Source organism: Cellvibrio mixtus subsp. mixtus J3-8 (assembly GCF_000766945.1).
Classification (GTDB): domain Bacteria; phylum Pseudomonadota; class Gammaproteobacteria; order Pseudomonadales; family Cellvibrionaceae; genus Cellvibrio; species Cellvibrio mixtus_A.
Map to the genome: position 1 here is coordinate 146,506 of NZ_KN266208.1, position 24,375 is coordinate 170,880.

Annotated in this window: 16 protein-coding genes and 1 riboswitch; of the genes, 7 read left to right on the forward strand and 9 right to left on the reverse strand. The window is 46.1% G+C overall.

Annotation, left to right across the window (positions count from 1 at the left end):
• Positions 1 to 24: 24 nt before the first annotated feature.
• Both A596_RS11260 and A596_RS11270 read left to right on the forward strand, forming a co-directional pair.
• A complete protein-coding gene (locus tag A596_RS11260) occupies positions 25 to 1,194 on the forward strand; it encodes a helix-turn-helix domain-containing protein (RefSeq protein WP_039914803.1) in 1,170 nt (389 codons plus the stop codon).
• A 244-nt stretch (positions 1,195 to 1,438) separates the two neighbouring features.
• Positions 1,439 to 2,830: a glycoside hydrolase family 5 protein gene (locus tag A596_RS11270; RefSeq protein ID WP_152600164.1), complete on the forward strand. Its 1,392-nt coding sequence runs from the start codon at positions 1,439 to 1,441 to the stop codon at positions 2,828 to 2,830.
• 77 nt (positions 2,831 to 2,907) lie between these two features.
• Here the strand turns inward: A596_RS11270 and A596_RS11275 are convergent, their stop codons facing one another.
• Positions 2,908 to 3,804, reverse strand: coding sequence for an ABC transporter substrate-binding protein (locus A596_RS11275; RefSeq protein WP_039914806.1), 897 nt, complete (start codon positions 3,802 to 3,804; stop codon positions 2,908 to 2,910).
• 382 nt (positions 3,805 to 4,186) lie between these two features.
• On the opposite strand from A596_RS11275, the gene A596_RS11280 reads away from it, so the two are divergent.
• From A596_RS11280 to A596_RS11290, 3 genes are read left to right on the forward strand one after another with little or no spacing between them, the layout of a single operon-like run.
• Entirely contained in the window at positions 4,187 to 5,500 is a 1,314-nt protein-coding gene (locus A596_RS11280; protein ID WP_039914807.1) for a lytic murein transglycosylase, read from the forward strand.
• 33 nt (positions 5,501 to 5,533) lie between these two features.
• The gene (locus A596_RS11285) at positions 5,534 to 5,785 is read left to right on the forward strand and encodes a Rho-binding antiterminator (protein ID WP_039914808.1); all 252 of its coding nucleotides are present in this window, start codon (positions 5,534 to 5,536) and stop codon (positions 5,783 to 5,785) included.
• A 55-nt stretch (positions 5,786 to 5,840) separates the two neighbouring features.
• Complete coding sequence (locus A596_RS11290; RefSeq protein ID WP_039914809.1) at positions 5,841 to 6,242, forward strand: SRPBCC family protein; 402 nt, start codon at positions 5,841 to 5,843, stop codon at positions 6,240 to 6,242.
• A gap of 217 nt (positions 6,243 to 6,459) precedes the next feature.
• Here the strand turns inward: A596_RS11290 and A596_RS11295 are convergent, their stop codons facing one another.
• The 6 genes from A596_RS11295 to A596_RS11315 all read right to left on the reverse strand — a co-directional run bounded on the left by A596_RS11295 (position 6,460) and on the right by A596_RS11315 (position 18,589).
• Positions 6,460 to 9,444, reverse strand: coding sequence for a TIM-barrel domain-containing protein (locus A596_RS11295; RefSeq protein ID WP_152600165.1), 2,985 nt, complete (start codon positions 9,442 to 9,444; stop codon positions 6,460 to 6,462).
• Between the two features lie 117 nt (positions 9,445 to 9,561).
• Positions 9,562 to 11,205 carry a DUF5597 domain-containing protein gene (locus A596_RS11300; RefSeq protein WP_235425697.1) on the reverse strand — a complete coding sequence of 548 codons (1,644 nt, stop codon included), beginning with the start codon at positions 11,203 to 11,205 and terminating at the stop codon, positions 9,562 to 9,564.
• An 86-nt stretch (positions 11,206 to 11,291) separates the two neighbouring features.
• On the reverse strand, positions 11,292 to 11,441 hold the full coding sequence (locus A596_RS23140; RefSeq protein ID WP_160280129.1) for a hypothetical protein: 150 nt from the start codon (positions 11,439 to 11,441) through the stop codon (positions 11,292 to 11,294).
• A gap of 62 nt (positions 11,442 to 11,503) precedes the next feature.
• Positions 11,504 to 14,449, reverse strand: a complete 2,946-nt coding sequence (locus A596_RS11305; RefSeq protein WP_052417442.1) for a TonB-dependent receptor — start codon at positions 14,447 to 14,449, stop codon at positions 11,504 to 11,506.
• Between the two features lie 41 nt (positions 14,450 to 14,490).
• Complete coding sequence (locus A596_RS11310) at positions 14,491 to 16,863, reverse strand: glycoside hydrolase family 95 protein (RefSeq protein WP_235425699.1); 2,373 nt, start codon at positions 16,861 to 16,863, stop codon at positions 14,491 to 14,493.
• A 238-nt stretch (positions 16,864 to 17,101) separates the two neighbouring features.
• Complete coding sequence (locus tag A596_RS11315) at positions 17,102 to 18,589, reverse strand: tryptophan halogenase family protein (RefSeq protein WP_039914811.1); 1,488 nt, start codon at positions 18,587 to 18,589, stop codon at positions 17,102 to 17,104.
• 207 nt (positions 18,590 to 18,796) lie between these two features.
• Between A596_RS11315 and A596_RS11320 the strand changes: the two genes are divergently transcribed.
• Complete coding sequence (locus A596_RS11320; protein WP_039914812.1) at positions 18,797 to 19,765, forward strand: hypothetical protein; 969 nt, start codon at positions 18,797 to 18,799, stop codon at positions 19,763 to 19,765.
• Positions 19,766 to 19,873: 108 nt separating this feature from the next.
• Positions 19,874 to 20,962: a phospholipase A gene (locus tag A596_RS11325; RefSeq protein WP_039914814.1), complete on the forward strand. Its 1,089-nt coding sequence runs from the start codon at positions 19,874 to 19,876 to the stop codon at positions 20,960 to 20,962.
• Positions 20,963 to 20,969: 7 nt separating this feature from the next.
• On the opposite strand, the gene A596_RS11330 is transcribed toward A596_RS11325, so the two are convergent.
• Together A596_RS11330 and A596_RS11335 are read right to left on the reverse strand one after the other, a co-directional pair.
• Positions 20,970 to 21,332, reverse strand: coding sequence for a PilZ domain-containing protein (locus tag A596_RS11330; protein WP_039914815.1), 363 nt, complete (start codon positions 21,330 to 21,332; stop codon positions 20,970 to 20,972).
• Positions 21,329 to 23,710: a DUF1631 family protein gene (locus A596_RS11335; RefSeq protein ID WP_235425700.1), complete on the reverse strand. Its 2,382-nt coding sequence runs from the start codon at positions 23,708 to 23,710 to the stop codon at positions 21,329 to 21,331. The genes A596_RS11330 and A596_RS11335 overlap by 4 nt, the downstream gene beginning before the upstream one ends.
• Positions 23,711 to 24,202: 492 nt before the next feature.
• A riboswitch (guanidine-I (ykkC/yxkD leader) is annotated at positions 24,203 to 24,337 on the forward strand.
• Positions 24,338 to 24,375 lie beyond the last annotated feature (38 nt).

Consider the following 24,375-nt stretch of genomic DNA (forward strand, 5'->3'; position numbering starts at 1 on the left):
GCTTGATATCACTTACTGAAACGCATGCAGGAATTTTATAACAAAGCACTGGTTAGCCTGCTCTGTATTGTCGGCGCCAGTTTTTTAATCGGCTACACCTGTGTGGATCGCACGTATTTGCATCTGCCGCTCGTTCCTGCGGATAACAGCCAATTACCCTGGCATGGCGAAGCCGCCGCCGATGAAATACAGGGCGGCTTATCCACCATTAAAATAAACGACGATAAATTCATTTTGCATTTTGAGTTTAAAATCGAAAAAAAAATTGAACACCCGTTTGCCTCCTTCGCCCTGGTATTTACAGATGCGGCCAATGAAAAAACATTGGTAAACCTCACGCAATACGACAAACTTTCCTTCAGCACCAAATGCTCGCCCAACAATACGCTGTCATTGGCAATAGCAACTTTTGATGAAGCCATTTCAGTGCCCGACAATTTATTAACCTACCGCGCACCCGGCGCATTTTTTTCCTGCACCGAAAACCGGGCGCGCATCGAGCTGGATTTAACGCGCCTCGAAACCCCGCAATGGTGGTTTGATATGTTCAAGCTCGATCTTTCCCGCCAGGCTTATACACTCGATAAAGTGTCGCGCATTACTTTCAGCAGCACCTTCCAAAGTCCAGTCAACTCAATCGCAACAGTGCAAATCAACGAATTAACCCTGCACGGGCGCGACTGGCGCTACATGTATTTATTGGGCGGATTTTTATTTATCACCTGGGGCAGTTTTGCGTTGTGGTTATTCCGGCAATACACACGCGCATTGACCAAAGACCTGCGCGATAAAATCCAGCGCGATCGCCCGCTGGTCGCCTACCAGCAATTGTCTGTTGAACCGCATCGCGATAAAGAAAAAAGTGCGATCCTGCGTTTTATGGCTACCGAATACGCCAACGCGGAACTTGACCTGGACACGATGGTTACTGCAATTAATGTCAGCCGAACCAGGATCAACGAAGTACTCAAAGCGGAAATGGGCTACACCTTTATCACCTACCTGAACAAACTGCGCCTCACTGAAGCGGCGCGTTTGCTGGCGGAAAAAGAAGAAGCAAACGTAGCGGAGATTGCGTATTCCGTGGGTTATAAAAACGTGTCTTATTTCAATAAACTATTCAAAGAGGAATACGGCTGCACACCGAAAACATTCAAGAGCCTTTGCAATAAAGACCAGCCACAGCAAACATAAAGGTTCAACCTTACGCTCGGGTATGTGTTCTCCGATTCAGTGCTTTAAAAAACTAACAATTTCCCAACAATTAATTCAACTTTTCGCATCCTGATAGCAATTTTCGGAAAAGCATTACCGCCCAAGGCCACAAATCCCTATTCTCTACCCCGCGTGACCTTTACTCCTCGTCAGGAGTGAGCTGCACCTGCCTCTACCCCGGGTGCAGCTATTTTCAAACTATAAAAACAGTGCGGGATTTCACATGAAAATAATTCCTGTTTTATCGCTATCACTTTCTATTTTATTTTTATCAGGCTGCGGCGGCGGTGGTGGCAATTCCAAACCGGCAACCAATACCTCCACAGTTGGCAGTGCACCTGTCAGTAGTAATGCAGGAGTTAGCAGTGTAGCGCTATCGTCGAGCTCGCAGCCTTCATCCGTTGTCTCTTCATCCGTTGTCTCTTCATCCATTGTTTCTTCATCCATTGTTTCTTCATCTATTGTTCCTTCATCCAGTTCTGCAAGTAACGCCAGCCTTTATCCGGATTACAACATCAATCCGTTACCTGCCGATAATACCGGTATGACCAGCACTGCCACACAAATTGCCAGCCATATAAAACTGGGGTGGAATATTGGCAACACCCTGGAAGCCATCGGCGGTGAAACCAGTTGGGGGAATCCGCTGGTGACGAATGAATTGATCCAAACCATTAAGGCCAATGGTTTCGATGCAGTGCGTATCCCCGCCGCCTGGGACCAATATGCGAACCAACAAACCGCCAAAATAGATTCGCTTTGGCTGGATCGCGTTAAGCAAGTCATCACCTATTGCATGCAAAATAATCTTTATGTGGTGCTGAATATCCATTGGGATGGCGGATGGTTAGAGAACAATGTCACCCCGGCAAAACAAAGTACAAACATCGCCAAACAAAAAGCGTTCTGGCAACAAATCGCCACGCACCTGCGCGATTTTGACGAACATTTATTATTCGCCAGCGCCAACGAACCCAATGTTGAAACGGCGGAACAAATGGCACTGCTCAATCAATATCATCAAACCTTTGTGGAGGCAGTGCGCGCTACTGGCGGTAAAAATGCACACCGTGTATTGATCGTACAAGGCCCTGGTACAGACATTGAACGCACCAACACACTTTGGACCAGGATGCCTACTGATACCATCGCCAATAAATTAATGGCTGAAGTGCATTTCTACACGCCGTACAATTTTGCGCTGATGCAAAAAGATGAAAGCTGGGGTAAACAATTTTATTACTGGGGTACCGGCTTCCATTCCACCACTGATACTGATCGCAACCCGACCTGGGGCGAAGAAGCAACGGTTGACCAATTATTTGGGATGATGAAAAAACAATTTGTCGATAATGGAATTCCGGTCATCCTTGGGGAATACGCGGCAATGCGACGCACTAACCTCACCGGTGATTCACTCGCGTTGCATTTGGCATCGCGCGCTTACTACCTCAAATACGTTACGCAACAAGCCTTGGCCAATGGCCTCAATCCATTTTATTGGGACGCCGGTGGACTGGATAATTTTGGCTCGGGAATTTTTAATCGCAAAGACAATACCGTGTTCGACCAACAAGCGCTAAATGCCCTGCTGGAAGGCGCTGGTAAAAAATAATCGACTGTCCTGCAGGATATTCACCACTATTCTTGCGGAAGCCGGTCCACGCGTTGAAGCAATCCACGGCGGTTTTGTTATTGCTGTGGCAGGGGCTCTACCTCTGCCGCAGCAGTGGGTTGGCGCAAATTTTTAATATCAAGCCAAAGCTCCGGACGATCCAACGGAGTTTCCTTGGGCAAGGTCGGGTTTTTTAAATTAAATACCAGGCGGCCCTCCAGATTCGCTTTCTCTAATACCGCTTGCACCATCGGGTCTTTGTAAAAAATATTATCGAAACTGCCATCGGCAATCGCACGGTTTAATCCCAACTCAAGGTCAGCAGCCAATTGCTTATTTTGTTTGCCGGTAAATAAATAAAATGGCATGCGATATACCAACATTATGTGTTTTTCTACTGTTAACGGCAGCTTGGCATTGGTTTCCAATTCTTGCCAGGGTTCCTGTACTCCACGCGGAAATGCATCAAAGCGCCCACCATCCACCATATAAAATAAACTCTGGTACTTATTGGCTTTCACCACAGTCAAACCATTGCTTTCCAGAATTCCGCTGTCGGCCCAGGTTGTCCCCTGCCCAAACGTAAATTTCTTTAAATCGTCAAATGTTTTTACCTGTTCAAACCTGGGTTGCGATGCGGGGTTGATAATAAAAATGCGGTGCCCTAGTAAACCCTTGTACAAACAAATACGAATAGGCAGCAGTTTGTCTTCCATTTCCTGATTGGTGGCTGCCCACAATAAATCTGCCCTGCCCGTCGCCACATCATCAATATTGCGCGCCTGGGTAACCACGCTGCTATCAATCTGCAATTTATATTTATGACTGACTTTACTCAGGGCGAGGTTCACCATCGCCATAGCATAACGACCATTGCCATCGGTGGCTTCGTTGATTTTGATTACAGTTTGCGCGTTGGCGGAAAAGGTAAAAAAGCTACTGGCCACTAAAGCCAATACGTGGGTAAGTTTCATAGATGACCTGCAGTAGGTTGCGTGCGCCGATATATGCAAGCTGCCGTGCTTTCATGTCCATCGCTATTGAGTTTAGCATGTAGAAAAATGTGCCACAGACTAAATTACACTCACCTTGACGCCTAAACACTTTTTTGCACATGTCTATTTGTTATAGCTCGATCTCAAAAAATCGCCAGCAACCCATCCTTTTGGTTATTTTAACCATAAGATTACATAACGATGTCGCCCGCAAGGAATGAAGTGTACTGCGGGACCTTTTCCCGGATTCCACCCTCATAATTCCATTAGCCCCGTATCTGCCATTTAGCGGTATCATGCGCGAAGACCTAGAAAACATTGTTAATAACGGGGCCAGGTTGCCCTTTTATCCGGAGTTGTTATGAAATCCCTACGGAATCTTTTGCCTTTCGTATGTTGTATGAGTTTAATTTCCTGCGCCCAAGCACCGGACTCTGCAAGCCTCCACAGTGAATCTGCAACAGTAATAAAATCCGAGTCCCGCACTGAAACATCCAGCTCAGCGGCAACGATAAAACCCTTATCCCATATTATTAGCGAAGCAGAATTTTCAACGTGTATTGATAATTTTTCTGCAAAGGCAAAATCGGCAGGAATTTCCAGTACCACCATTAATCGCAGTTTGCGTAACGCAAAATTAAACACCAAAGTTATCGAACTGGATCGCAAGCAACCGGAATTTACTACCAGCTTTGCTGATTATTTTAATCGCCGCGTAACCGACCAACGTGTGAACCAGGGCCGTGCCTTATTAAACAAACATGCCGACTTACTAAAACGTATCGAACAACAATACGGCGTTCCGGCACCTTACTTACTTGCGTTCTGGGGATTGGAAACCAATTATGGCAGCTTCTTTGGCAATATTCCGGTGGTCGATTCACTCGCAACACTTGCATGCGATGCGCGCCGCAGTAATTTTTTCACCATCGAATTAATTAACGCATTACGTATTCTGGATGCCGGTGATATCGCACCGGACAAAATGATTGGTTCCTGGGCCGGCGCCATGGGCCATGTACAATTTATGCCGACCTCCTTTTTGCAAAATGCTGTCGATTTTGATGGCGACCACAAACGCGATTTATGGAACAGCACACCGGATGCGTTGGCATCGGCCGCAAAATTTTTACAAAGCCTGGGTTGGCAGCCGGAAGAACGTTGGGGTCGTGAAGTTAAACTACCGAACAGCTTTCCATTTCTTGAGGCCGGTTTAAAAAATAATAAACCCATTTCAGAATGGGTGAAACTCGGTGTAAAACGCGCGGATAATTCTCCACTGCCACAAGCCAATATCAATGCATCGCTATTAGTGCCTTCCGGCCATCAAGGCCCGGCATTTTTGGCGTACGATAATTTCAACGTAATCATGCGCTGGAACCGTTCAGAATTTTACGCCATCGCCGTCGGCCAACTCGCCGATCAAATTGCCGGTGCCGGAAAATTAGTGCAATCACCACCGGAAGATGCACCGCGCTTACATCGCGACCAGGTTATTACATTGCAAGAACAACTGAATCAAAAAGGTTTCAACACCGGGACGCCCGACGGCATCCTTGGCCCGGGAACCCGTCGCGCTATCGGTGAATTCCAGCATCAACAAGGCATGATCGCCGATGGTTTTCCCGGCAAAGAAGTACTCGCATTACTCGGCATCAATGTAGATAAACACTAACCTAGAGAAACAGTAACCTATGAGGTAATTAACATGATTAGCTGCGACCAACACGACTATATCGAAATTGTATGTACCTATCGCTATCCACTCAAACTCACCTTGAAATCCGGCGAAATTATTCAAGGTATTGCGTTGGATACACAACAAAATGACAATCGCGATGAGTGTATAAAAATTGAAAGCAAAGGAAGTTCGCAGCTAATCGTTTTGGATCAGATTAAAAAGCTGGAGGTTACTGAAGACAATCCGCATCTACGTGAAGTTGTTTTTAGTCAACAATAATAGATGGCACACCTCTGCCGTCAAAACACATCAACAACAGGAAAAGAGTTCACTTATGAAAATTGTTGTAGAAACAACTGTATCAGCGCCTATCGAAAAAGTGTGGCATATCTATAACACCCCGGAACACATCGTAAAATGGAATGCAGCCTCTGATGATTGGCACACTACCTCATCAACAGTTGACTTACGCGTTGGCGGTAACTTTTCCTCACGCATGGAAGCAAAAGATGGCAGCTTCGGTTTTGATTTTGCTGGCACTTACACCAGGATCATTGAAAACGAATTAATCGCATATGCATTTGGTGATCGCACTGCACAAGTCCACTTCGCAAAGGTTACAGATGGAACCAAGGTGACTGTGGAATTTGAAAGTGAAGAAACGCATTCTATTGAGCAGCAACAGCAAGGCTGGCAAGCGATTCTGGATAATTTTAAACGCTATACAGAAAAATAATCCGTTGAGTTTTGGATACACGTCTCTATATTTGGGGTTCGCAACCTACCCGGCCAGCAGCAACCTACAAGGTGCTTCGTAGGTTGGCGGTGAGGAACGAACCCCAACATGACCATACATCACCAATCACCAAAACCAAAACACTCACCTAATTAACCGCAAAAAAAACCACCCGTTTCACAACAGATGGTTTTTTCTTTTAGCAGTTATTATGAAATTATCTCGCCAATTTCACTTCAACTGCTTTACCGTCATAATCAATCGCCTGGGCAGGTTTCGCATCAAAATTCGCCGCATCTTTCGATGGACCGGAAATTACGCGCACACTGATTTTGCGTTTTTCCGCCATGCCGGTGAATTTGCCGATACGATCACCAATAGTCACAATGCCAGTTGCATCATCGTACGCAACAGGAATACGTGACCATTCACCTTGTTCATATTTCACCGAGCGACCATCGTCTTCGTAAATATCGAAGGTACCGTTAGCACCGGCGTAAATATTCAGTGTAATTGGTGCATTCAAGCCTTCATCCGTGTGTTGAATCAACGGACCGGTTGGAACGATGGAACCGGCTTTTACAAACAATGGCATTTGCGAGAAAGGTGCATCTGCTTTAACAGTTTGTCCGCCTGTCAATTTTTCACCAGTGTAGAAGTTGTACCAGTCAGCACCCGCTGGCAAATACACATCGCGTGAGCGCGCTTTGTTTTCATACACCGGGTTTACCAAAAACGCAGGGCCAAACATATATTGCGTATTGATATTCCAACCCGCTTTATCGTTCGGAAAATCCATTACCAACGGACGCATGATGGTGCCGTCTTTGTGGAAAGTGTCACCCGCTAATGTGTAGATGTAAGGCATCAAGCGATAACGCAATTTGATGTAACTTTCGAGTGTGTTATACACCTCGGTTCCTTCATCGGCGAGGCTGAAAATTTCGCGATACGGAAATTGACCGTGAGAACGGAACAGCGGAACGAAGGCGCCAAATTGGAACCAGCGTACGTTCAATTCCTGCCAATCAGCAACGAGTTCCGGTTTTAAATCGTGGATATTTAACGCAGGGCCACCATTCTTGCTGCCCCAGCGATATTTATCTTCCGGCGTAAAACCACCAATGTCAAAACTCCAATTGGGCATACCGGCAATACCCGTGCTCACACCGGCGGCAACTTGTTCGCGCAGGTTGTCCCAATCGGATGAAGTGTCACCACTCCAAATCGCTGCACCGGTACGCTGAATGCCACCGAAACCGGAACGCGTTAAAATAAATGAACGTTTTTCCGGATCAGTTTTACGCTCGCCCTCATACACAGCAGTTGCATTGGGAATTGCGTAAGAATTGAAATATTCCGCACCTGAACCAATCCCACCTTCGCGGCTCATTAATTCTTTGCGCTTGGTGAACGTCAAATTGGAATGGATATCCGGTTCCGCCGCATCCAGCCACCATGCATCAAAACCTTTGCTGTTGAGTTTTTCATTAATTTGTTTCCAGAAAATTTCCCGGGATTCTTTCGGATATGGATCGTAAAACGCATTCAAATATCCTTTACCAATCCAGTCGAGATTATTCTCTTCCAGATTTTTGTTGAACATATAACCTTTCGCATTCAATTCTTTGTAGTTATCAGTGGTCGGATAAAATTTTGGCCAAACAGAAATCATAATATTTCCGTTCATCGCATGAATTTTATCGTTCATGGCTTTTGGATCGGGAAAGAATTTCTTATCGAAATCGTGGCTACCCCAGGCATTTTCCGGCCAGTAGGACCAATCCAGGACAATGTTGTCGATTGGAATTTTTTTATCGCGATAATATTTAAAGGTGTTTATGATTTCATCTTGTGATTTATAACGCTCACGACTTTGCCAGAAACCATACGCCCATTTTGGCAACATCACTGCTTTGCCAGTCAATTCGCGATAACCGGCAACTACTTCATCTTTGTTATTACCGGCGACAAAGTAATAGTCAATTGCTTTGCCTGTATCGGACGCCAACGATAATTGTTTTTGTTCTTCCACCGGCAGCGGATCAAGGTGCGTCAGACGAAAGAAGCCGCCGCTAACAGTCCAATCCAGTTTGATGGATTTTTTCTCACCGGCTTTCATATCAGTTTTATAGGTGTGGTACCAGGGGTTCCAATTCAAACGCCAACGATCTAGTGCAAGCTGGTTATCCACATATAATTTTGCATAACCGGAGTTGTACATTTTGAAATGGTGCGTGCCGGTTTCATCACTCAGGATTGAACCTTCCCATTCAATGCGCAGGTTTTTCGCATCTTTGACTTCATCGGGAAATGGCACTTCGCGCACACTGTTGTTGCTGAAGAATTGATAATTCAAATCTGCTTCAACGCGAGTTAATAATAATTTGTCGCCGTCGTAATAACGTGCGGTCAAACCACCCTCTTTATCATCGACATCAAATAATTTTAATGATGCATTTAATGGCTGGGTTTCCCGTGGGTCGCCAAAACGCGTTACTGAATTGTTATCCCACAGCACGCCGTAATTGCGGCTGGACACAACATAGGGAATGGAAATGACGAGATTATATGTTGTGAGTTCAACATTTTCGCCCGCGTAGTTAACCTGGCCATTTTGATGCTGGCCCAAACCGAAGAATCCCTCATCGCTATTACGGTTAAATTCCTGGCGAATCGCAAAAGAGTCCGCATCGGGTTTGATTGGATCTGCCGTCACCGCACTAAAAGTGCCACGGTTTTCTTCCTGCAACAACACATTGCCTTTTGCATCGCGGAAACTCACCGTGCCATCAACCAGTGACACTTCAGCGGTCACTTGTGCTGTCTTTAACACCAATTTGTTGCCCGCTTGTTCTGAGGTAAATTGCACATTGGTGGCAGGCTTGGCAACGACTTGAATCGATTCGGGAATTACACCGAAATCGGTTCCCGGCAACGCCGTTACGCGAATAATTTTTTCACTGATAACTTGCAAGCGTACTTTTTTAACCGCACCTTCGGTGAGTGTTAACACTACACCATCAGTGGTTCTCTCCACTTGCGCCAGCGCTTTGGTTTGCTCTGTTGCAGCATTGGAGCTGGATGTAGTTTCGTTACCGGATTGTTTTGAGCACGCTTGCAACAGGGCGACCGAAGCCATCCCGATGACGCAATGCGTGATCAAGGCTTTTTTTGAAAGCCCTCTTAGTGCAGATAGCATGTTTGAGTCCTCGTTCTGCGTTTTAATTTTAATATCGACACATTCCTCCCCGCCCCTTGTGCTAAAAGAAGCCAGCATCGCTTCTGAAATAGAGTACATAGCCAAGGGGCAGAAGGATTAATTAGTTTCGTAAGTCGCCATTTTTATGCGCAATAAAATCGGGCGATTCGGGAAGTTGAGGCCCCAATCGGTTTGATCACCATTCCACACGCGATGCATTATCCATTTACCCTTTTCATAGTGACCTTCTTCCACGCGCACGATCATGTATTTTTTATCTGCAATTTCTTTGGAGGGTTTTAATTCCACTCGCGCCTTGTACGCCGTGACAAGATATTCGTCTTCACTTAATTGTGCGATCAATGCTCCGCCTGACGATGGAGTATTACCTTTTGGTGGTTCGATCCAGAACATTGGGCGGCCATAGGTAACTTCGGCATCCCAACGCCCCAAATCCAGATGTTGGGTGAGTGCAGCCGCGCGATCTTTAATGTGTTTTTCTTTTTCTTCGGGAGTGGTTTCTGCATTCCAGATTTTTTGTGGTTCTGCAGTAGTATCCAATGGTTCAGCCACACCCCATACATTGCTCTCATAACTTAGCTTGGCCCATTCACGCATCATGGGAGATACCATGCGATATGCCTGTGCAAAATTTTCGATGGTTTCATCATTATAATCTTGCGCACCCAGCGGATAATTCGTGTAGGGCGTGTCATCCATACCGAATGGTGAAAAACCGATGCCACCGTGTCCGAGGGTCGGGAAAAAATAACGTGCGAAAGGTTGTGCACTACCGATCTCTGCAACAAATAATGCATTGTCAGGGCGCGCATAAAGCTCTAATACTTTCGTTGCCGTTTTGTAATCGCGAAAATAAATATCCGGTGCAATCAAATCAATATTGGGCGCAGCAGCTTTCCAGATGTGTAATACGTTATCGGTTCCACCACCGCTTGAGTATTGTCCGGGCAAGCCGGGATTGAACGGATTACGCAATGCGACATTGACATACATTGGCAAATTTTTAATGGCTTTACCCGCTACGGCAACCTGATCGCAAAAACGAGCAATGTAATAGGCGTGAAAGAATTCATCTGCATCTTTACCGAACACTTGCGGCCAGGTTCCCGGTTTAAGTTGCAATTTATTAATTAAATCGTCAGGTACCGGAGCATTGAAAACAGCCTGTGCTTTTGCAGAAAAGTCGCGCGCACTACCGTAGGTCCCTACTTCATTTTGCACCTGAACCATAATCACTGTGTGTTCTTTATCGCGTTTAGCCAAATATTTCATTAGCTCCACAAATGCCTTGGTATCGGCGGCGAGTGTTTGTTCACCTAACGGCGTTAAAGAGTTCAGCGTATCGCCATCCTGTTTTACTACTCGAGGAAAGCGTTTGTTGTCCAGTTTCACCCAAGCAGGCGCGTAATGGGGTGCATTATTTTTCCAGGTAGCAAACCACAGCAACACGACTTTTACCTGATGCTCGCGCGCTTCTTTCAGCAATACATCCAGATAAGAGAAATCGAATTTTCCTTCTTCCGGTTCAATTTGTTCCCAGGCAACAGGAATGCTCAGAGTATTGGCACCCATTTTTTTTACCGAAGGCCAAACATATTGCAATGCTTTGGGATAATTGGAAGAGTTATTGGTTTGTGAACCCAACATCACAAAGGGTGCGCCGTCCACTAACAATGCATGCTTGCCATTTTTTGTAACGAGTTGGGGAAGCTCTGCCGCTTGAGCCAAAATAGACAACACGCTTAAGCCCGATAATAGGCTGAGCCAGCAGAAGCATGATTTAAAACGCGATGTGTTTGCCATACATAAACCTGTGTTGGTATTTCTTATATTTTTATAGGTGAATTTCTGCCTAAGCCACGCTGACCGGGCAATTTTAAAGCGCCATTATTATCATATAAACCATAAGGTATTGCTTTGCACAATTCGTCATTAATGTTGGTTTTACCCTTGTTTACAAAATATTTTTTATCCATTTTTTTTACATTTAAAAAAGAAAAACCTTGCCCCTTTCGGAGCAAGGTTTTTTATACGTCAATTAAAACCTGGCACGCAGACCAAGTGCAAAACGCGCATCTTGTGCATAGGAATAGGCAACATGATCGCCCGCTGCGTTTTGATCAATGATACCGACTGTTTTCTCTTTCAGCAGATTTGATGCTTCAGCAGTGATTGTGTAGTTCTCCAGGAAGGTGTAACTGATTGATGCATCTAACTGACCGTAGTCATCGTTATACACAGGAATCGAAGCCTTACCTGACCAATCAGTAAAATCAGGATCAAAACCATTGCGTCCCCAGGCAATCAGGTACTTGCTACGCCATGAATATGCCAAACGTGCAGACACACCACCCTTCTCATACATTCCCACAATGTTGAATGCATTTTTAGAAAGCTGGTCAATTGGCAATTGCCCGTAGCGGGTTTTATCGGTATCAATAGGGGCAGCACCCGCTACACCGGCAGTAGTTGGCAAAGGAATATCTGCACTACTATCAATGTAAGTATAGTTCGCTTGTAATCCTAAACCGTCAAATGGAGCAGGCAAACTATCAAAGAATTTATTAACTCCGATCTCCGCACCATTGATCGTACCGGAGCCGATGTTCTCCAGATAAGAAGCGGTTCCAGAGTAGTTTAACGAGCCGGTGTAAGCACCGTTAGTAATTGAGTCAATTGTGTAAGGCAGAGAATTTTTTCTAAAAAAGTCATCAACTTCTTTGCGGAATAATGCAAAGTGAGCCATGCCACCGTTATCATCAAAATACCACTCGGCAGACAAATCAAACTGGTTTGCTTTCATGACATTGAGGTAAGGGTTCGTATCAACATTCACATTGTGGTTGAAATCATTGAGCGTGGGTGTTCCGGTAACTCCCGATCTTACCGAGTGAGTAATTGTTATCTTACCCTGGGTCTCAGAGAAGCTTGGTGCCCAGATGGCTTTGGAGGCGGCGAAGCGAATAAATAAATCATCAGTTGCCTGCAATCTCAAGTTAAAGCTGGGCAATACAAAGTCCTGATTATTTTTTGCCACAAATGCCTCGGACGATCTCGGTGCAATTTCAACGCCCTGATTTTCCCATCGTTCTACAATCAGGAAACCATCAGCAACCATGTCGGTTTGTACAACACGCACACCAACATTACCGTCGATGGGTGTAGCAAGGTCATCAAATCCATAATTAAATTGTACATACGCAGCGACTGTTTCTTCATCTTGCGTATTACGGTATTCAGGATTTTCCAAACGTGTCCAATCCGGATATACAGAACCATCACAAGCCCATGAAGTAGGTTCACTTGGGCAATTTGCGTTTACCGCATCCGTTGTTGCCCTGAAATTCCTGGTGGCTTCAGCAGAATACAAATAACCAGTGCCCGGCACGGTAACATCACCACGCTGGAAATCATTAAATGAATACGGCGTTAAAAATTGTTCAGCCTGGCTGGCAGTAACTTTCGGCAATGAATTTTTATCAAAGCCGAACCAGGTTGCGTAGCGGGTATTCCAATCGTAATCGGTATTAATATTGTCAGCAGTTTTTTCAGAGTATCTGAAACCGGCTTTAACCGATTTAATAATAGAATCGTCAAAACTGTACTCAGCATCGAAGCGCGCTGTTTTCGCTTCCGCATTATTGCGTTCGAAATGAGTCATTTCCTGGCCGAGGCTGTAATTGGAAAAATCAGCCATGTATGCTGGATCAAGCACAATAGTCGGCGTTTTTGTACCCATACCGGCCATGTAAGCTTCAGTAGGAATAACTTTTAAACCGAGAGTGTAATCATCAACAGTCGCTTCTGCTTTAACGAATTGGAAGTCAGCAGAAAATTTCCAATGATCATCCGGAGACCATTTAACACCACTGGAATAATCAGTTGTTTTTGAAATATTTTGCGCCCAACGCGTACTCGTACCAAAATCCAGTCCCCACTGCGCGGGATTCGCGACAGTAACGGTTCCCGATTCCAATGCTCCATCTGCACTGTACTGCCAATCATTATCAGCAGTAGGCACTAATGCCTGGTCACCATTTGCACCTTCCAGGAAGAACGCATTTTCATCATAAACAGATTCACGTTCACTTTGGAAAACAGTGAAATAAACTTCGGTGGAATCATTGGGTGCCCACTGCAATGCCAGGTAGCCACCTTCACGCTTACTATCGTGATCGTTACGACGCCAGTCCACACCTTTTGATACCCAAACATCGTCGCCATTGATGGTGCGCGGCAGATAAGGGCGGGTATACACTTGATCCGAGCGACTTGATAATTCAGAAGTCGATGCATTGACAAGGATACCAAAGTCACCAATACCTGTTTCCCAGCGATTACTATACAAACCGGAATATTCGCCATTGGTTTCTTTAATTTGGTCACCATAGTTGCCTTTGATAGATAAGCTAGCCAACTGGCCATCTGAATCAAAAGGCATACGCGTACGAAGATTAACAGTACCGCCCAAACCACCTTCAATCATATCGGCAGATGGACTTTTATAAGTATCCACTGCATACATCAATTCTGCAGGAACATCTTCAAAACTTAATCCACGCCCACTTGCCGCAGAGAAAACATCGCGACCATTTAATTCTGCGCGTACTTGCGTTAAACCACGAACAGCAACACCGCTACCCTCTGCTGCCGGATGTTCGGCATCGTTATTGGTATAGCGACCAATGGTCACACCGGGAACACGCTGCAATGCTTCGGTTACACTGCGATCCGGTAATTTACCAATATCTTCTGCGACGATTGAATCCACAACAACGGTTGAATTCTTTTTAACATCCTGCGCCGATTGAATACTCGCACGCTGGCCACTAACAACAATCTCTTCAACTTTCTCAGCAGAAGTTGTTTGCGCAATACCGGGTACTGCAATACCCATTGCACCTACTACCAGTGACAAACTTGATGCCATTTTGATATAGGCTGGTAATTTCTTTTTCAAAAACTGTTTATTTTTTGTGGTCATGATTTTCTCCAGTTAGCATTATTTTTGACTACCCCGTAAAGCTATCTCTCGCTGTTGGTTAAGAGATATGTGCTTCCTCCTTGTGCGATGAAAGTTCCCGTATTTTCCTTGAGAGTTAACGCAAGGTTTTTTTCTCTTTGTACATCTTTCAATGAATATTTCATTAAAGGATGTGTAGTTCTCAGCTGTATTGCGGTTGTGCTTTTCGAATTGCCGGGGTCAGCATTTACATAAATTTTTGCTTCCGTTAATTGGCGCTCATGCCATTGCAGATCCAATGTAATACCACCGCGCGCGCGCAAACCGGTCACTGAACCGGAGGGCCATGCGTCCGGCAATGCAGGCAATAAATGCAATTCGTTGTTGTGACTTTGCACTAGCATTTCAGCAATACCCGCAGTCGCCCCAAAGTTGCCATCAATTTGGAACGGTGGATGGTTGTCCCATAAATTGCTTAACGTGCTGCGCTGTAATTGCTCACCCAGGACCTTGTGGGCACGATTGCCATCCAGTGCACGCGCCCACATATTGACTTTCCAGGCTTGCGACCAACCAGTGCCCCCATCGCCACGCGCATTAAGTGTGGTGCGCACCGCACGCAATAATGCGGGCGATTGATTGACGTTGATTTGTCGGCCGGGATGAAGCGCAAATAAATGGGAGATATGACGATGTTCATTTTCGGGATCATCAATATCTTCTTTCCATTCCTGCAATTGTCCCCACGAACCAATGCGCAATCCGTCATCAAAGTTGCCCAGTTTTTTATCCAGCTTTTTTTGAAAGGATTTATCGTCCAGCAACAGGGCTGCGTCACGGGTATTGCGTAATAAATCAAATACGATTTGTTGCGACATGGCAGCGCCATTGGTGAATGGCCCATGTTCGGGAGAAAAACCGGGCGATACAATCCATTTGCCATCGCGCGGATCTTTTATTAAAAATTCCAGCCAAAATTCAGCGGTGCTTTTCATCAATGGATATGCATGATGACGCAAAAAATTTTTATCGCCCGAAAATAAAAAATGCTCGTAATAATGTTGTGCAAGCCAGGCACTCGCTTCCGGCTGCCAAAATGCGGTGGGCCATTGGATGACACCGGTAAAGCCCCAGATGTTGGTATTCAAAAATACAGTCCAGCCGTTATTGACACCAGCAACACGTTTGGCGGAAATTTTTCCCGGCTCGACGAGGCTGTCGACAAAATCAAAATATGGTGCCATCAATTCCGGCAAGTTGGTGGTTTCTGCCAACCAGTAATTCATTTGCAGATTGATGTTAACGTGGTAGTCGTCATTCCACGGTGGTGTAGTGGAGTTGTTCCAGACACCTTGCAAATTGGCAGGCAAGGAACCGGCGCGCGACGATGCGATTAACAAATAACGTCCGAATTGAAAATACGTGGCTTCCAATGCCCGGTCTGCAACAGCATCGCCTTTTTTATAGTTCGCGAGCAAAACACTCGTGGGTTGTCCGGACACTTTTGTGGGTAATTGGTATTGGCCAATATCGAGGCTTACACGCTTAAATAGCGCGTGATAATCCTGCCGATGAGTAGTTTGCAATTGCGCAAATGTTTTTACACTCGCTGCATCCATTTGCTGCTGCAATTTTGCATGGGGATGAACACCGCGATAGTGCGGGTATTTTTGTGCGTAATCTGTGCTGGCGTTGAGCAGAATTACCACGCTATCGGCGTTGGTAATAGTAATTTTCTGATTTTTAACGGCATCGAGTTTTCCACCTTGCGGTAAAAACTGGATTTGGGTTTCAAATTGCAAACCATTACTGTGCAATTTTCCCGTGGCAATAATGCGGCCATTTTCAATACGGGTTGCAAGCGTACGATTATCCGGAACTTTCACGCTCGCATTAAACGAAATTTTTCCAGGCTTATTCGCGGAAAATTTTACTGCAATAACCCCATCGGGATAACTCGCCAGATATTCACGAGTATAGGTAACACCATCCTTTATATAGCTCACATTTACCTGGGCATTATCGAGCGATAATTTACGACCATAACCAATGACATCGCTGTCATTTTGGGAAAAGTCTAAAACCAGGTCGCCGAACGTTTGATAATCGCCATACGCAGTAGTTTTTCGTCCCAATCGCTCCGCCGCAAACTCCGGAGTTACTGAGCCTTCTTTTGCAATTGTTTTGCGCACTTCGTTTAAGGCAGCAGTTTGTGGTTTGTCTGGCCATCCAAAATCGTAACCTTTCGCGCCCGGCCCGCCTGTCCAGAGTGACTTTTCATTGAACTGGATAATCTCTCGCTGGATGCCGCCACTAATCACCGCACCCAATGCGCCATTGCCGATAGGAAGCCCTTCGCTTTCCCAATCACTGGCGGGGCGGTCAAAACGGATGCTGGACTCAAAAGATATTGCCCCTGAGGCAAAAACGGGCACAGCAATCCCTGACAAGCAAAAGCCGAAGCTGCCGATCAAGGCTGATCTCAAGGTTGTGCGTAATAAGGAGCAAGCCATTCAACGTGTCACAGTTATAATATGGTATATATGACTATTTGAGCCAATACTAAGCCAATGTTTTTATACGTGCAATACAAACCACCTATGACAAAAAAATCTCCTGACCATTGATACCAAAAGAAACATGGCAGGACTTAGACGTCACATTTAATGGGATTCAAGCACTAATCGTTTTAAGAAACTCCGCATGTGAATTCGCGTAATCACATCCCTTTTGTATTGCTGCCTGCATTTTATCCATGATGATGCAGGCCTTTTCGGCATCAGTTAAAGGCTCAAGACTGCGCGGTTCTATTCCAAAGCCATAAAACATGCTGATCCAGCTATCTTCTTTAAAGGACTCGTTTTCCTGCAGTTTTATATCGCCGGACGCATTGAACATGGCTATTTTTTCCGCCAGAGACGCAGGGATTTCCATCTCGCGAACATGCCGCCAGAAGGGATCGGAGCGGCCGTTTAATTTGTAATGCAGGATAATAAAGTCGCGGATTCGCTCATATTCCAGGCGATTCAGGCGATTGGCTTTCGCCACATGCTTGTCATTAATTTCAAAATCAATCAGAAACCCGGCCATTTTGGCGATGCCGGTTTGGATGAGTGAAATACTGGTTGACTCCAGGGGTTCGAGAAAACCGCTTGATAATCCAATCGCAACACAATTCTTGTACCAAAAGTCGCGTCGCATTCCGGTGGTAAAACGGATTAATTTCGGCTCTGTGGTGAGCTCTCCGCGCAAATTCGCCAGAAGCTCCTGATGTGCTTGCTCGGGAGCAATAAATTGGCTGGCGTAGACGTAGCCATTTCCCACACGGTGTTGCAATGGAATATGCCATTGCCACCCCGCCGTCCGGGTAGATGAGCGGGTAAATGGATCTGGCTCGGCAATACTTTTTGTTTGTACGGCAAGGGCGCTGTCGCAAAGCAGCCACTTGCTCCAATCTTCATAGCCAACACCCAGGGTTTTATTGATTAGCAGTGCGGGGATACCGGTGCAATCAACGAATAAATCACTCCCGATAACCAATCCTGATTCCATGGATATGGATTGGATGAAACCGCTGGTGGCATCCAACTGGATATGATTTACCTTGCCTTCTATGCGGATAACCTTGCGCTGTTCGGCATAACCACGCAGGAATTTTGCAAACAGGGATGCATCGAAATGGTATGCGTAGTTGTACCAGGCCAGGCGGCTTTCTGGATCAAAGTCGGGCTGGGCAAACTTGCCGGACCGCGCAAGCTGCGTACATAGGCAAAATTGCTCCAGCCCTCGCGGGAAACCAAGCTTTCTTGCCGACCACCAGGTTTTATGAAAAGGCCGGGCTTCGATAGGCACACCGTAACCGGCAAAAGGGTGGAAAAAGTGCGTGCCCTGCCCTGCCCAATCCGCAAACTCGATACCCAATTTAAAGGTGGCATTGGTGGCCCTGATAAATTCGGGTTCTTTAATATCCAGGTCTTTGATGAATTGATGAATACCGGGCACGGTCGCTTCACCGACACCAATGGTGCCTATCTGCTCGGATTCGACAAGCGTGATCTGGATATCAGTATTTTCCAGCCAACGCGCCAAATAAGCAGCCGTCATCCAGCCTGCCGTTCCACCGCCAACAATAAGAATTTTTTTGATGGGCCTGGAGGCCATACCTGCTCCACATAGTCACTTTATTGTTATGGACTGACTTTTAAATCTCATTAATCATATATTGAGAGATGCCGTTGTGCCTATATTTTTATGCGGATAATCTGGCATAGCAGTTGCTGTACAGCTATCACGATGAATTAGCATGCCCTTCATCCACGTGTAAGCCTTGACGGTATAAGGGTTCCGGATAACTGGAGTACAGCAAAAATGGCAGCAAGCACCATTAACTCTCAGGGCGTTAAGCCTGTTGCACCATCTCGCAGCAATAATGCCGGGCAATTTGCACACTTCTGCGACCTGTACCATCAACGCCTGGATGCACTAACGCTTACCAAACAACTTATCCATATGATTAAAGCGGTGCAGCGCCACCGCGGTATGACCATGGGCACATTAGGAGGCAACCAGCAATTTCGCGAAGACTTGAATAGCTTGCAGGTCCAGTTAGAGCGCCGCCTGGAGTTGTTACAGGCATTTTCCGCACACTCGATCAACTTGCTCAGCCCGCGGGACCAGGACAATCTCAACAATGCCTGGCTCACCATCAGCCGCAATTGGCAGGAAGATTCAGTTATCGACAATTATGAACTTCACTGCCATCTAATTGAGCAATTGCTCAGTATGGTGGCAGCCCTGGGTAAACAACTGGAATTACCGACATCGCAGTCGATGCCTGATACGGTGGAGCCCAGAGTCATTCATGTTGATGACGCCCTCTACCCCAACCGCTTCAAATACCTGGAAGTACTGCATTTCGCCACACGCTTGATGCCTGCTGTGGCCGAACAAATCGGCCGGATTCGCGCACTCGCCACTTACGCGGCAGCACTGGGTTATTGCGATAAAGATTTCGCTGGCAAGCTGCGTTACGTCATCCAATGCACACGGGTAAACAATGAAAAGCTCCGCCACCAAACCAAGCGACTGGAAGGCTTGCTTGATACCGATCTCACTTTGCTCAATCAATTAAAAAGTTACGAAATCAAATTGGAATTCCTGCTGTCTATGGTGGAAGCCGATGTTGTCAATTCACACCAGATGAACGCCGACAGTAACCGGCTTTTCAGCCTGGCGACAGATATCATCGATGTCTATTTGAAAGTTGTAGACGAAGGCGTGCAGCTCCTCACTCAATGGCACGAGCAGGATATTGAAGTCTGGGTGCAATCGTACTGATGGTGACTACACTTTTTAACAGCGAGTCTTTTTGATTGAGTAACGCTGCACTTGCCTCGCCGGGGGTAATCCCTACAATAACCAAAAGCCACTCAAGGGATAATTTCCATGCGTCATATCTGGCCATTCAGTCTGGTTTTCCTCGCCGCGACCACGCACGCCCAAGCACCTGAAGCTACCAAAGAATTTACATCCGAACCCACCTTAACTGCAGAAGCAATGAATACTTGCTTGCAAGCGTCGGTAGTCAGCGCTGCCGAAACCATGACAATTCGCCAGTTAAAAGAAGCGTGCCAAATGCTTCATGACCAGCAAAAAAGTGAAGAACAACAGGCGAAAATCAAGGATGCCCCACCTGAAGTCGCGCAAGCGCGTGAAACACCATTACTTAAAAAACGCATGACAATGGAAGCCCTGAATCGCTCCAACCGCTTTATGCTCACACCACATAAACGCAATTATTTTTTTCCGGTAAGTTACACCCGCCACCCGAATACAGTGCCCTATCGCAACAACAATTCCGAATCGCTAAGCACGTTAAGTAAAACAGAAGCGGAATTTCAGTTAAGCATTAAAATCCTGATTCATGAAGATTTGTTTGGCGATAACGGCCACCTTTATCTGGGTTATACCAATCACTCACTCTGGCAAGTGTATAACGATACGGATTCCGCACCGTTTCGCGAAACCGATCATCAACCCGAATTTATTTTGAGTTTTACCAACGATTGGGAAATTCTGGGTTTTCAAAACCGGCTCAATGAATTTTCGTTAACACACCAATCCAACGGTTTAGGCGGCCAGCTTTCACGCAGCTGGAATCGCATTATGTTTAATACCGTTTTTGAACGCGGAAATTTTGCCTTTGCGTTAAATCCCTGGTATCGAATTCCCGAAAAAGAACAACGCTTTCCCGGCGATCCGCACGGTGACGATAACCCTGATATCGAACATTACATGGGCAATTTCGAATTGAACACGGCGTATCAACACAAGGAAAATATTTTTAACGCGATGTGGCGCAACAATCTGGAGAGTGACAACAAAGGAGCAGTGGAGTTGGGCTGGAGTTTCCCGCTCAGTTCAAATTTACGCGGGCAATTTAAATATTTTAAAGGCTATGGTCACAGTTTGATTGATTACAATACCGACATGGAAATATTTGCGCTCGGTATTGTATTTACTGATTTATTTTAATGCGCAATTAAAACGCTTCACCTAACAAATCGACTAGCGTCCTGATCGACTCTGACGATTGGGGCGATACGTCGATAATTGAAAATCCGGTCCAGTGTTTACCGGATAAATCAGCATCGCGAGTCCACAAGCAATCAACGCCCAATTGAATAACCATTTGCCCATTGACGGGTTCCGGTACATGCAAGTCGAGTGTGTAAATACGATCTTCCTCCAGCGGAATATCGCCGACCACCATCAACCCTTGTGCATGGATATTTACCAGGCGCCCAACATATAAATCGCGCAGATTATCGTACACATCCACATCGCCATTAATTGTATGGCGCTCTAACTCCCTGTCGTGTTCATGCGAACAATTATGGGTCATGATCCGCTCCCGGTTTTAAGGGTATCCGCACGCTCGTTCAGGGTATGGTAAATGTTTTCCAGGGCGCGCTCGAAGAAAGGTTTGGTGCTGCCCGCAATAATTTTTGCGCGCCCCGCGAGCATATCGCGCGCCAGTTGCAAACCTGCGGCCAGGGACACTTTGCGTCCCTGTTGATCTACCAACATGTAATGCTGGGTTTTTTTGTTGTACCAGGCCACTTTTAAACGCTTGCCGCCTTCAAATTCAAACCAAGTACCAAATTCCACCATTTTCAAGCTATCGACAATTTTTTCTTCTTCAGGTGACACCGGTTGTAATTGTTCGGATACATGCCCCGCTTTTTCAGCCGCGAGACTTTCGAGTTTGGTACGCATGGGCGCCGGCGCAGGTTCGGCTTTACGGCTCAAGAGAGCCATCCGCTGTAAAGACGTCACCGCATCCAATAATTTGCGCCCTTTTGCCTGCTCATAACCAATGGTTTCAAAACCGCGCTCCAATGCACCAAGCAGTTCGTCCTGAATTGCCATTTGCTTTACTTTATCCGGCTGTTGGGTTTTGGGTTCCAACGACCAGAGTAAATCGTCAATCACTTGTAAAGCGCGTTTCCAGCTATCGGATTTATCGCCATAGCGTAGCAATACAAACGATAAATAATCTGACCAGGGTTGCAATAACAACAATAAAATTGCTGACGGCATTTCGCGATTATCCGTGCGGCTGCGCACTTCGGTATTCACCTGGATTTTTGCTTCACGCAATTTTTCTTCGCCCTGGGCTTTTTCCAGCGCGCGGCGCTCCATTAATTCCTGGCGACGGGCAACGTTGTGCGTGTAAGCGTTAAATTCAATTAACAACTCCGCAAACAGGCGCACATCATTTTTAAATTCCTGCAACAGTCGGAATACGGTGGTTTTGATTTTGGTAAAAATATCGTACTGCTCGCTGCCATCATTGCTCACCCAACGAACGCCGGCTTCAGCAAGGCTGTTAAGTAAAACGCGCGCAGGATGTTCCGGCTGCTCAAAAAATCCTTTATCGATAAAAGCAATTTTCAGGAACGGTGTATGCAAATAACTTAGCAGCGCTTTCACCGAATCCGGCAAATGGTCATCCGATAACATGTATTCAAACAACATGCCCACCAAATCGATGGTTTGCATATCGCCCGCTTCTACAGCAGCATTTTCATTTTCGCTGGCGATAGTCTCCATCATCTTGCGGCCAACTTCCGCCGCACTTTGGATTTCAATAGCGACCGGGCCAGTGTCGTGATTGGCCAGCGCGTGCCGGGTATAACTCAACGCCTGGTTTTGCATATGTTCCAATACCCCAACGAGTTGCGGCTGGGAGTACACTTGCCAACTCGCGGGTACAGGTGGAGTTGCAACCGGAGCACCGCTTTGTGCCTGTAATGCTTGCGCCGCATGGACAGCAGGCAACTGCTGCGTGACATGCGCCTGCAGCAGACGTATCGCGTTTAGTAAGCTGTTTTGGTATTGGATATCGTTAGGGTTGAGTGCGCCGCTCAATAATTTATCGCTGGCGCGCCGTTGGTGCTGCTGCTCTTCCTCTTCCGTTTGCTGCTCACTCACCGGAGTGGCCGCCTCTCGTTCAAACGGATCATCCTGAACAACATCTTCTGCTTTAGGCGCAGCCGGTTTTTCATTGTTGGCGGGAACAAAACGCAGGTTGGGCAATAAATTCTGGCGAATAAGATAATCGTTGAGCTCTTTATAAAGCTCATCCAACATCCCCACCACATCCTGGTCAAATAATTTGTAGGCGATAATTTTGCTTTTTACGTCCACTTCCAGATTTCCCAGCAACTTGCGCAATGATTCGCAAAATTGCACAGGGCTGACGGGATTGCTGCGTTCATCTACTTTCTCGCCATCGTTCAACAATGCCAGGCGTTGTTGGAATGCCCACAGATATTCCGCAAAAAAATTGTCTGCCCGATGGGTGATGGAGGTAATTGCGATAGTTTCTTCGAGATCGGAATGTTCAACCAGCGACAGGATATCGCCGCTAAAACGCTCTTCGCCGGTTAAGGTATTGAGGGATTTATTTTTAAATTTCACAAAACCATTGGCGAGATGCTGGCAAAACTCCTGCTCTGCAGCCTGTTGGACGGCAACAATCAGGTTTTGCATTTCATAAAGGGCAACTTGCTCTTTATTGGATTTCGCCTGCTCGGCAATTTCCAGAATTTGTTTGCACCATTGCCGCCAAAAATTGGGGAAAACCCGGTATGCAAAGCCGCGCGTAAGGTCGCGGCAATGTTTCAAATGTTGGATGACCAATTGCTCTGTCATAGCTACCGCAGAATACGTAGAAGGTTTCTGGGTATCAGAGCCTGGTAAGCCTGAGTTGCGCATAGTTATTCCGTATTTTTCCATGATGGTCATATTCCCTAGCCCCCAAACCAGATAGCCAATCAATTGCCACATCCGGAAATAGAGCCTTCGAAACCTGGAGACAGAGTGAGTAAGTCTAATTAGGTTGTCCTGAGCGCCAATCTTATCAGCTTGGGAAAATAGTTCCACACACAAACGCAACCGGCACACTTGATTAAAAATAGCACGATATCGCTGTAACTGCCTGATGTGTCGATAAAAATTACATACCTGAACAATTGCAGCTGTCACATAGAGCCGCAAAACACTCGCACCAAAACAGAGCCACACGCACCACCGCAAAGCCCTATGAGAGTGCATAAAATTTAAAACAAAAAGTCGCGCCCAATCTGAATCCCTTTAAAAATCAGCGAATTACCGAATTGGCACCCATATTGCGATAGCAATCTCCGTAATAACTGATCCGCACTCTGGGTGGTTTTAGCTATTCGACAAACTGTTCCACACAATTTGTTAATAGAGAGCTAGGGTTCCGATTGCACCTTAAATATACGTGCGATGACTGGTCCGAGAGCTTTCGACCTCTCCTGATACCTTCGAAAAGGATTCAGCAGTGAGGTTACACGGCGGGATAAAAGCCCGGGAGATGATTGGCCTAACCGCCAGAGTGCTCCCTATTAAAAAAC

What these genes read in the sequence shown, in the direction of transcription:
- A596_RS11260 (WP_039914803.1), top strand. Translation starts at nt 25, where the DNA reads ATGCAGGAATTTTATAACAAAGCACTGGTTAGCCTGCTCTGTATTGTC.
- A596_RS11270 (WP_152600164.1), top strand. Translation starts at nt 1,439, where the DNA reads ATGAAAATAATTCCTGTTTTATCGCTATCACTTTCTATTTTATTTTTA.
- A596_RS11275 (WP_039914806.1), bottom strand. Translation starts at nt 3,804, where the DNA reads ATGAAACTTACCCACGTATTGGCTTTAGTGGCCAGTAGCTTTTTTACC.
- A596_RS11280 (WP_039914807.1), top strand. Translation starts at nt 4,187, where the DNA reads ATGAAATCCCTACGGAATCTTTTGCCTTTCGTATGTTGTATGAGTTTA.
- A596_RS11285 (WP_039914808.1), top strand. Translation starts at nt 5,534, where the DNA reads ATGATTAGCTGCGACCAACACGACTATATCGAAATTGTATGTACCTAT.
- A596_RS11290 (WP_039914809.1), top strand. Translation starts at nt 5,841, where the DNA reads ATGAAAATTGTTGTAGAAACAACTGTATCAGCGCCTATCGAAAAAGTG.
- A596_RS11295 (WP_152600165.1), bottom strand. Translation starts at nt 9,444, where the DNA reads ATGCTATCTGCACTAAGAGGGCTTTCAAAAAAAGCCTTGATCACGCAT.
- A596_RS23140 (WP_160280129.1), bottom strand. Translation starts at nt 11,441, where the DNA reads ATGGATAAAAAATATTTTGTAAACAAGGGTAAAACCAACATTAATGAC.
- A596_RS11305 (WP_052417442.1), bottom strand. Translation starts at nt 14,449, where the DNA reads ATGACCACAAAAAATAAACAGTTTTTGAAAAAGAAATTACCAGCCTAT.
- A596_RS11315 (WP_039914811.1), bottom strand. Translation starts at nt 18,589, where the DNA reads ATGGCCTCCAGGCCCATCAAAAAAATTCTTATTGTTGGCGGTGGAACG.
- A596_RS11320 (WP_039914812.1), top strand. Translation starts at nt 18,797, where the DNA reads ATGGCAGCAAGCACCATTAACTCTCAGGGCGTTAAGCCTGTTGCACCA.
- A596_RS11325 (WP_039914814.1), top strand. Translation starts at nt 19,874, where the DNA reads ATGCGTCATATCTGGCCATTCAGTCTGGTTTTCCTCGCCGCGACCACG.
- A596_RS11330 (WP_039914815.1), bottom strand. Translation starts at nt 21,332, where the DNA reads ATGACCCATAATTGTTCGCATGAACACGACAGGGAGTTAGAGCGCCAT.
- A596_RS11335 (WP_235425700.1), bottom strand. Translation starts at nt 23,710, where the DNA reads ATGCGCAACTCAGGCTTACCAGGCTCTGATACCCAGAAACCTTCTACG.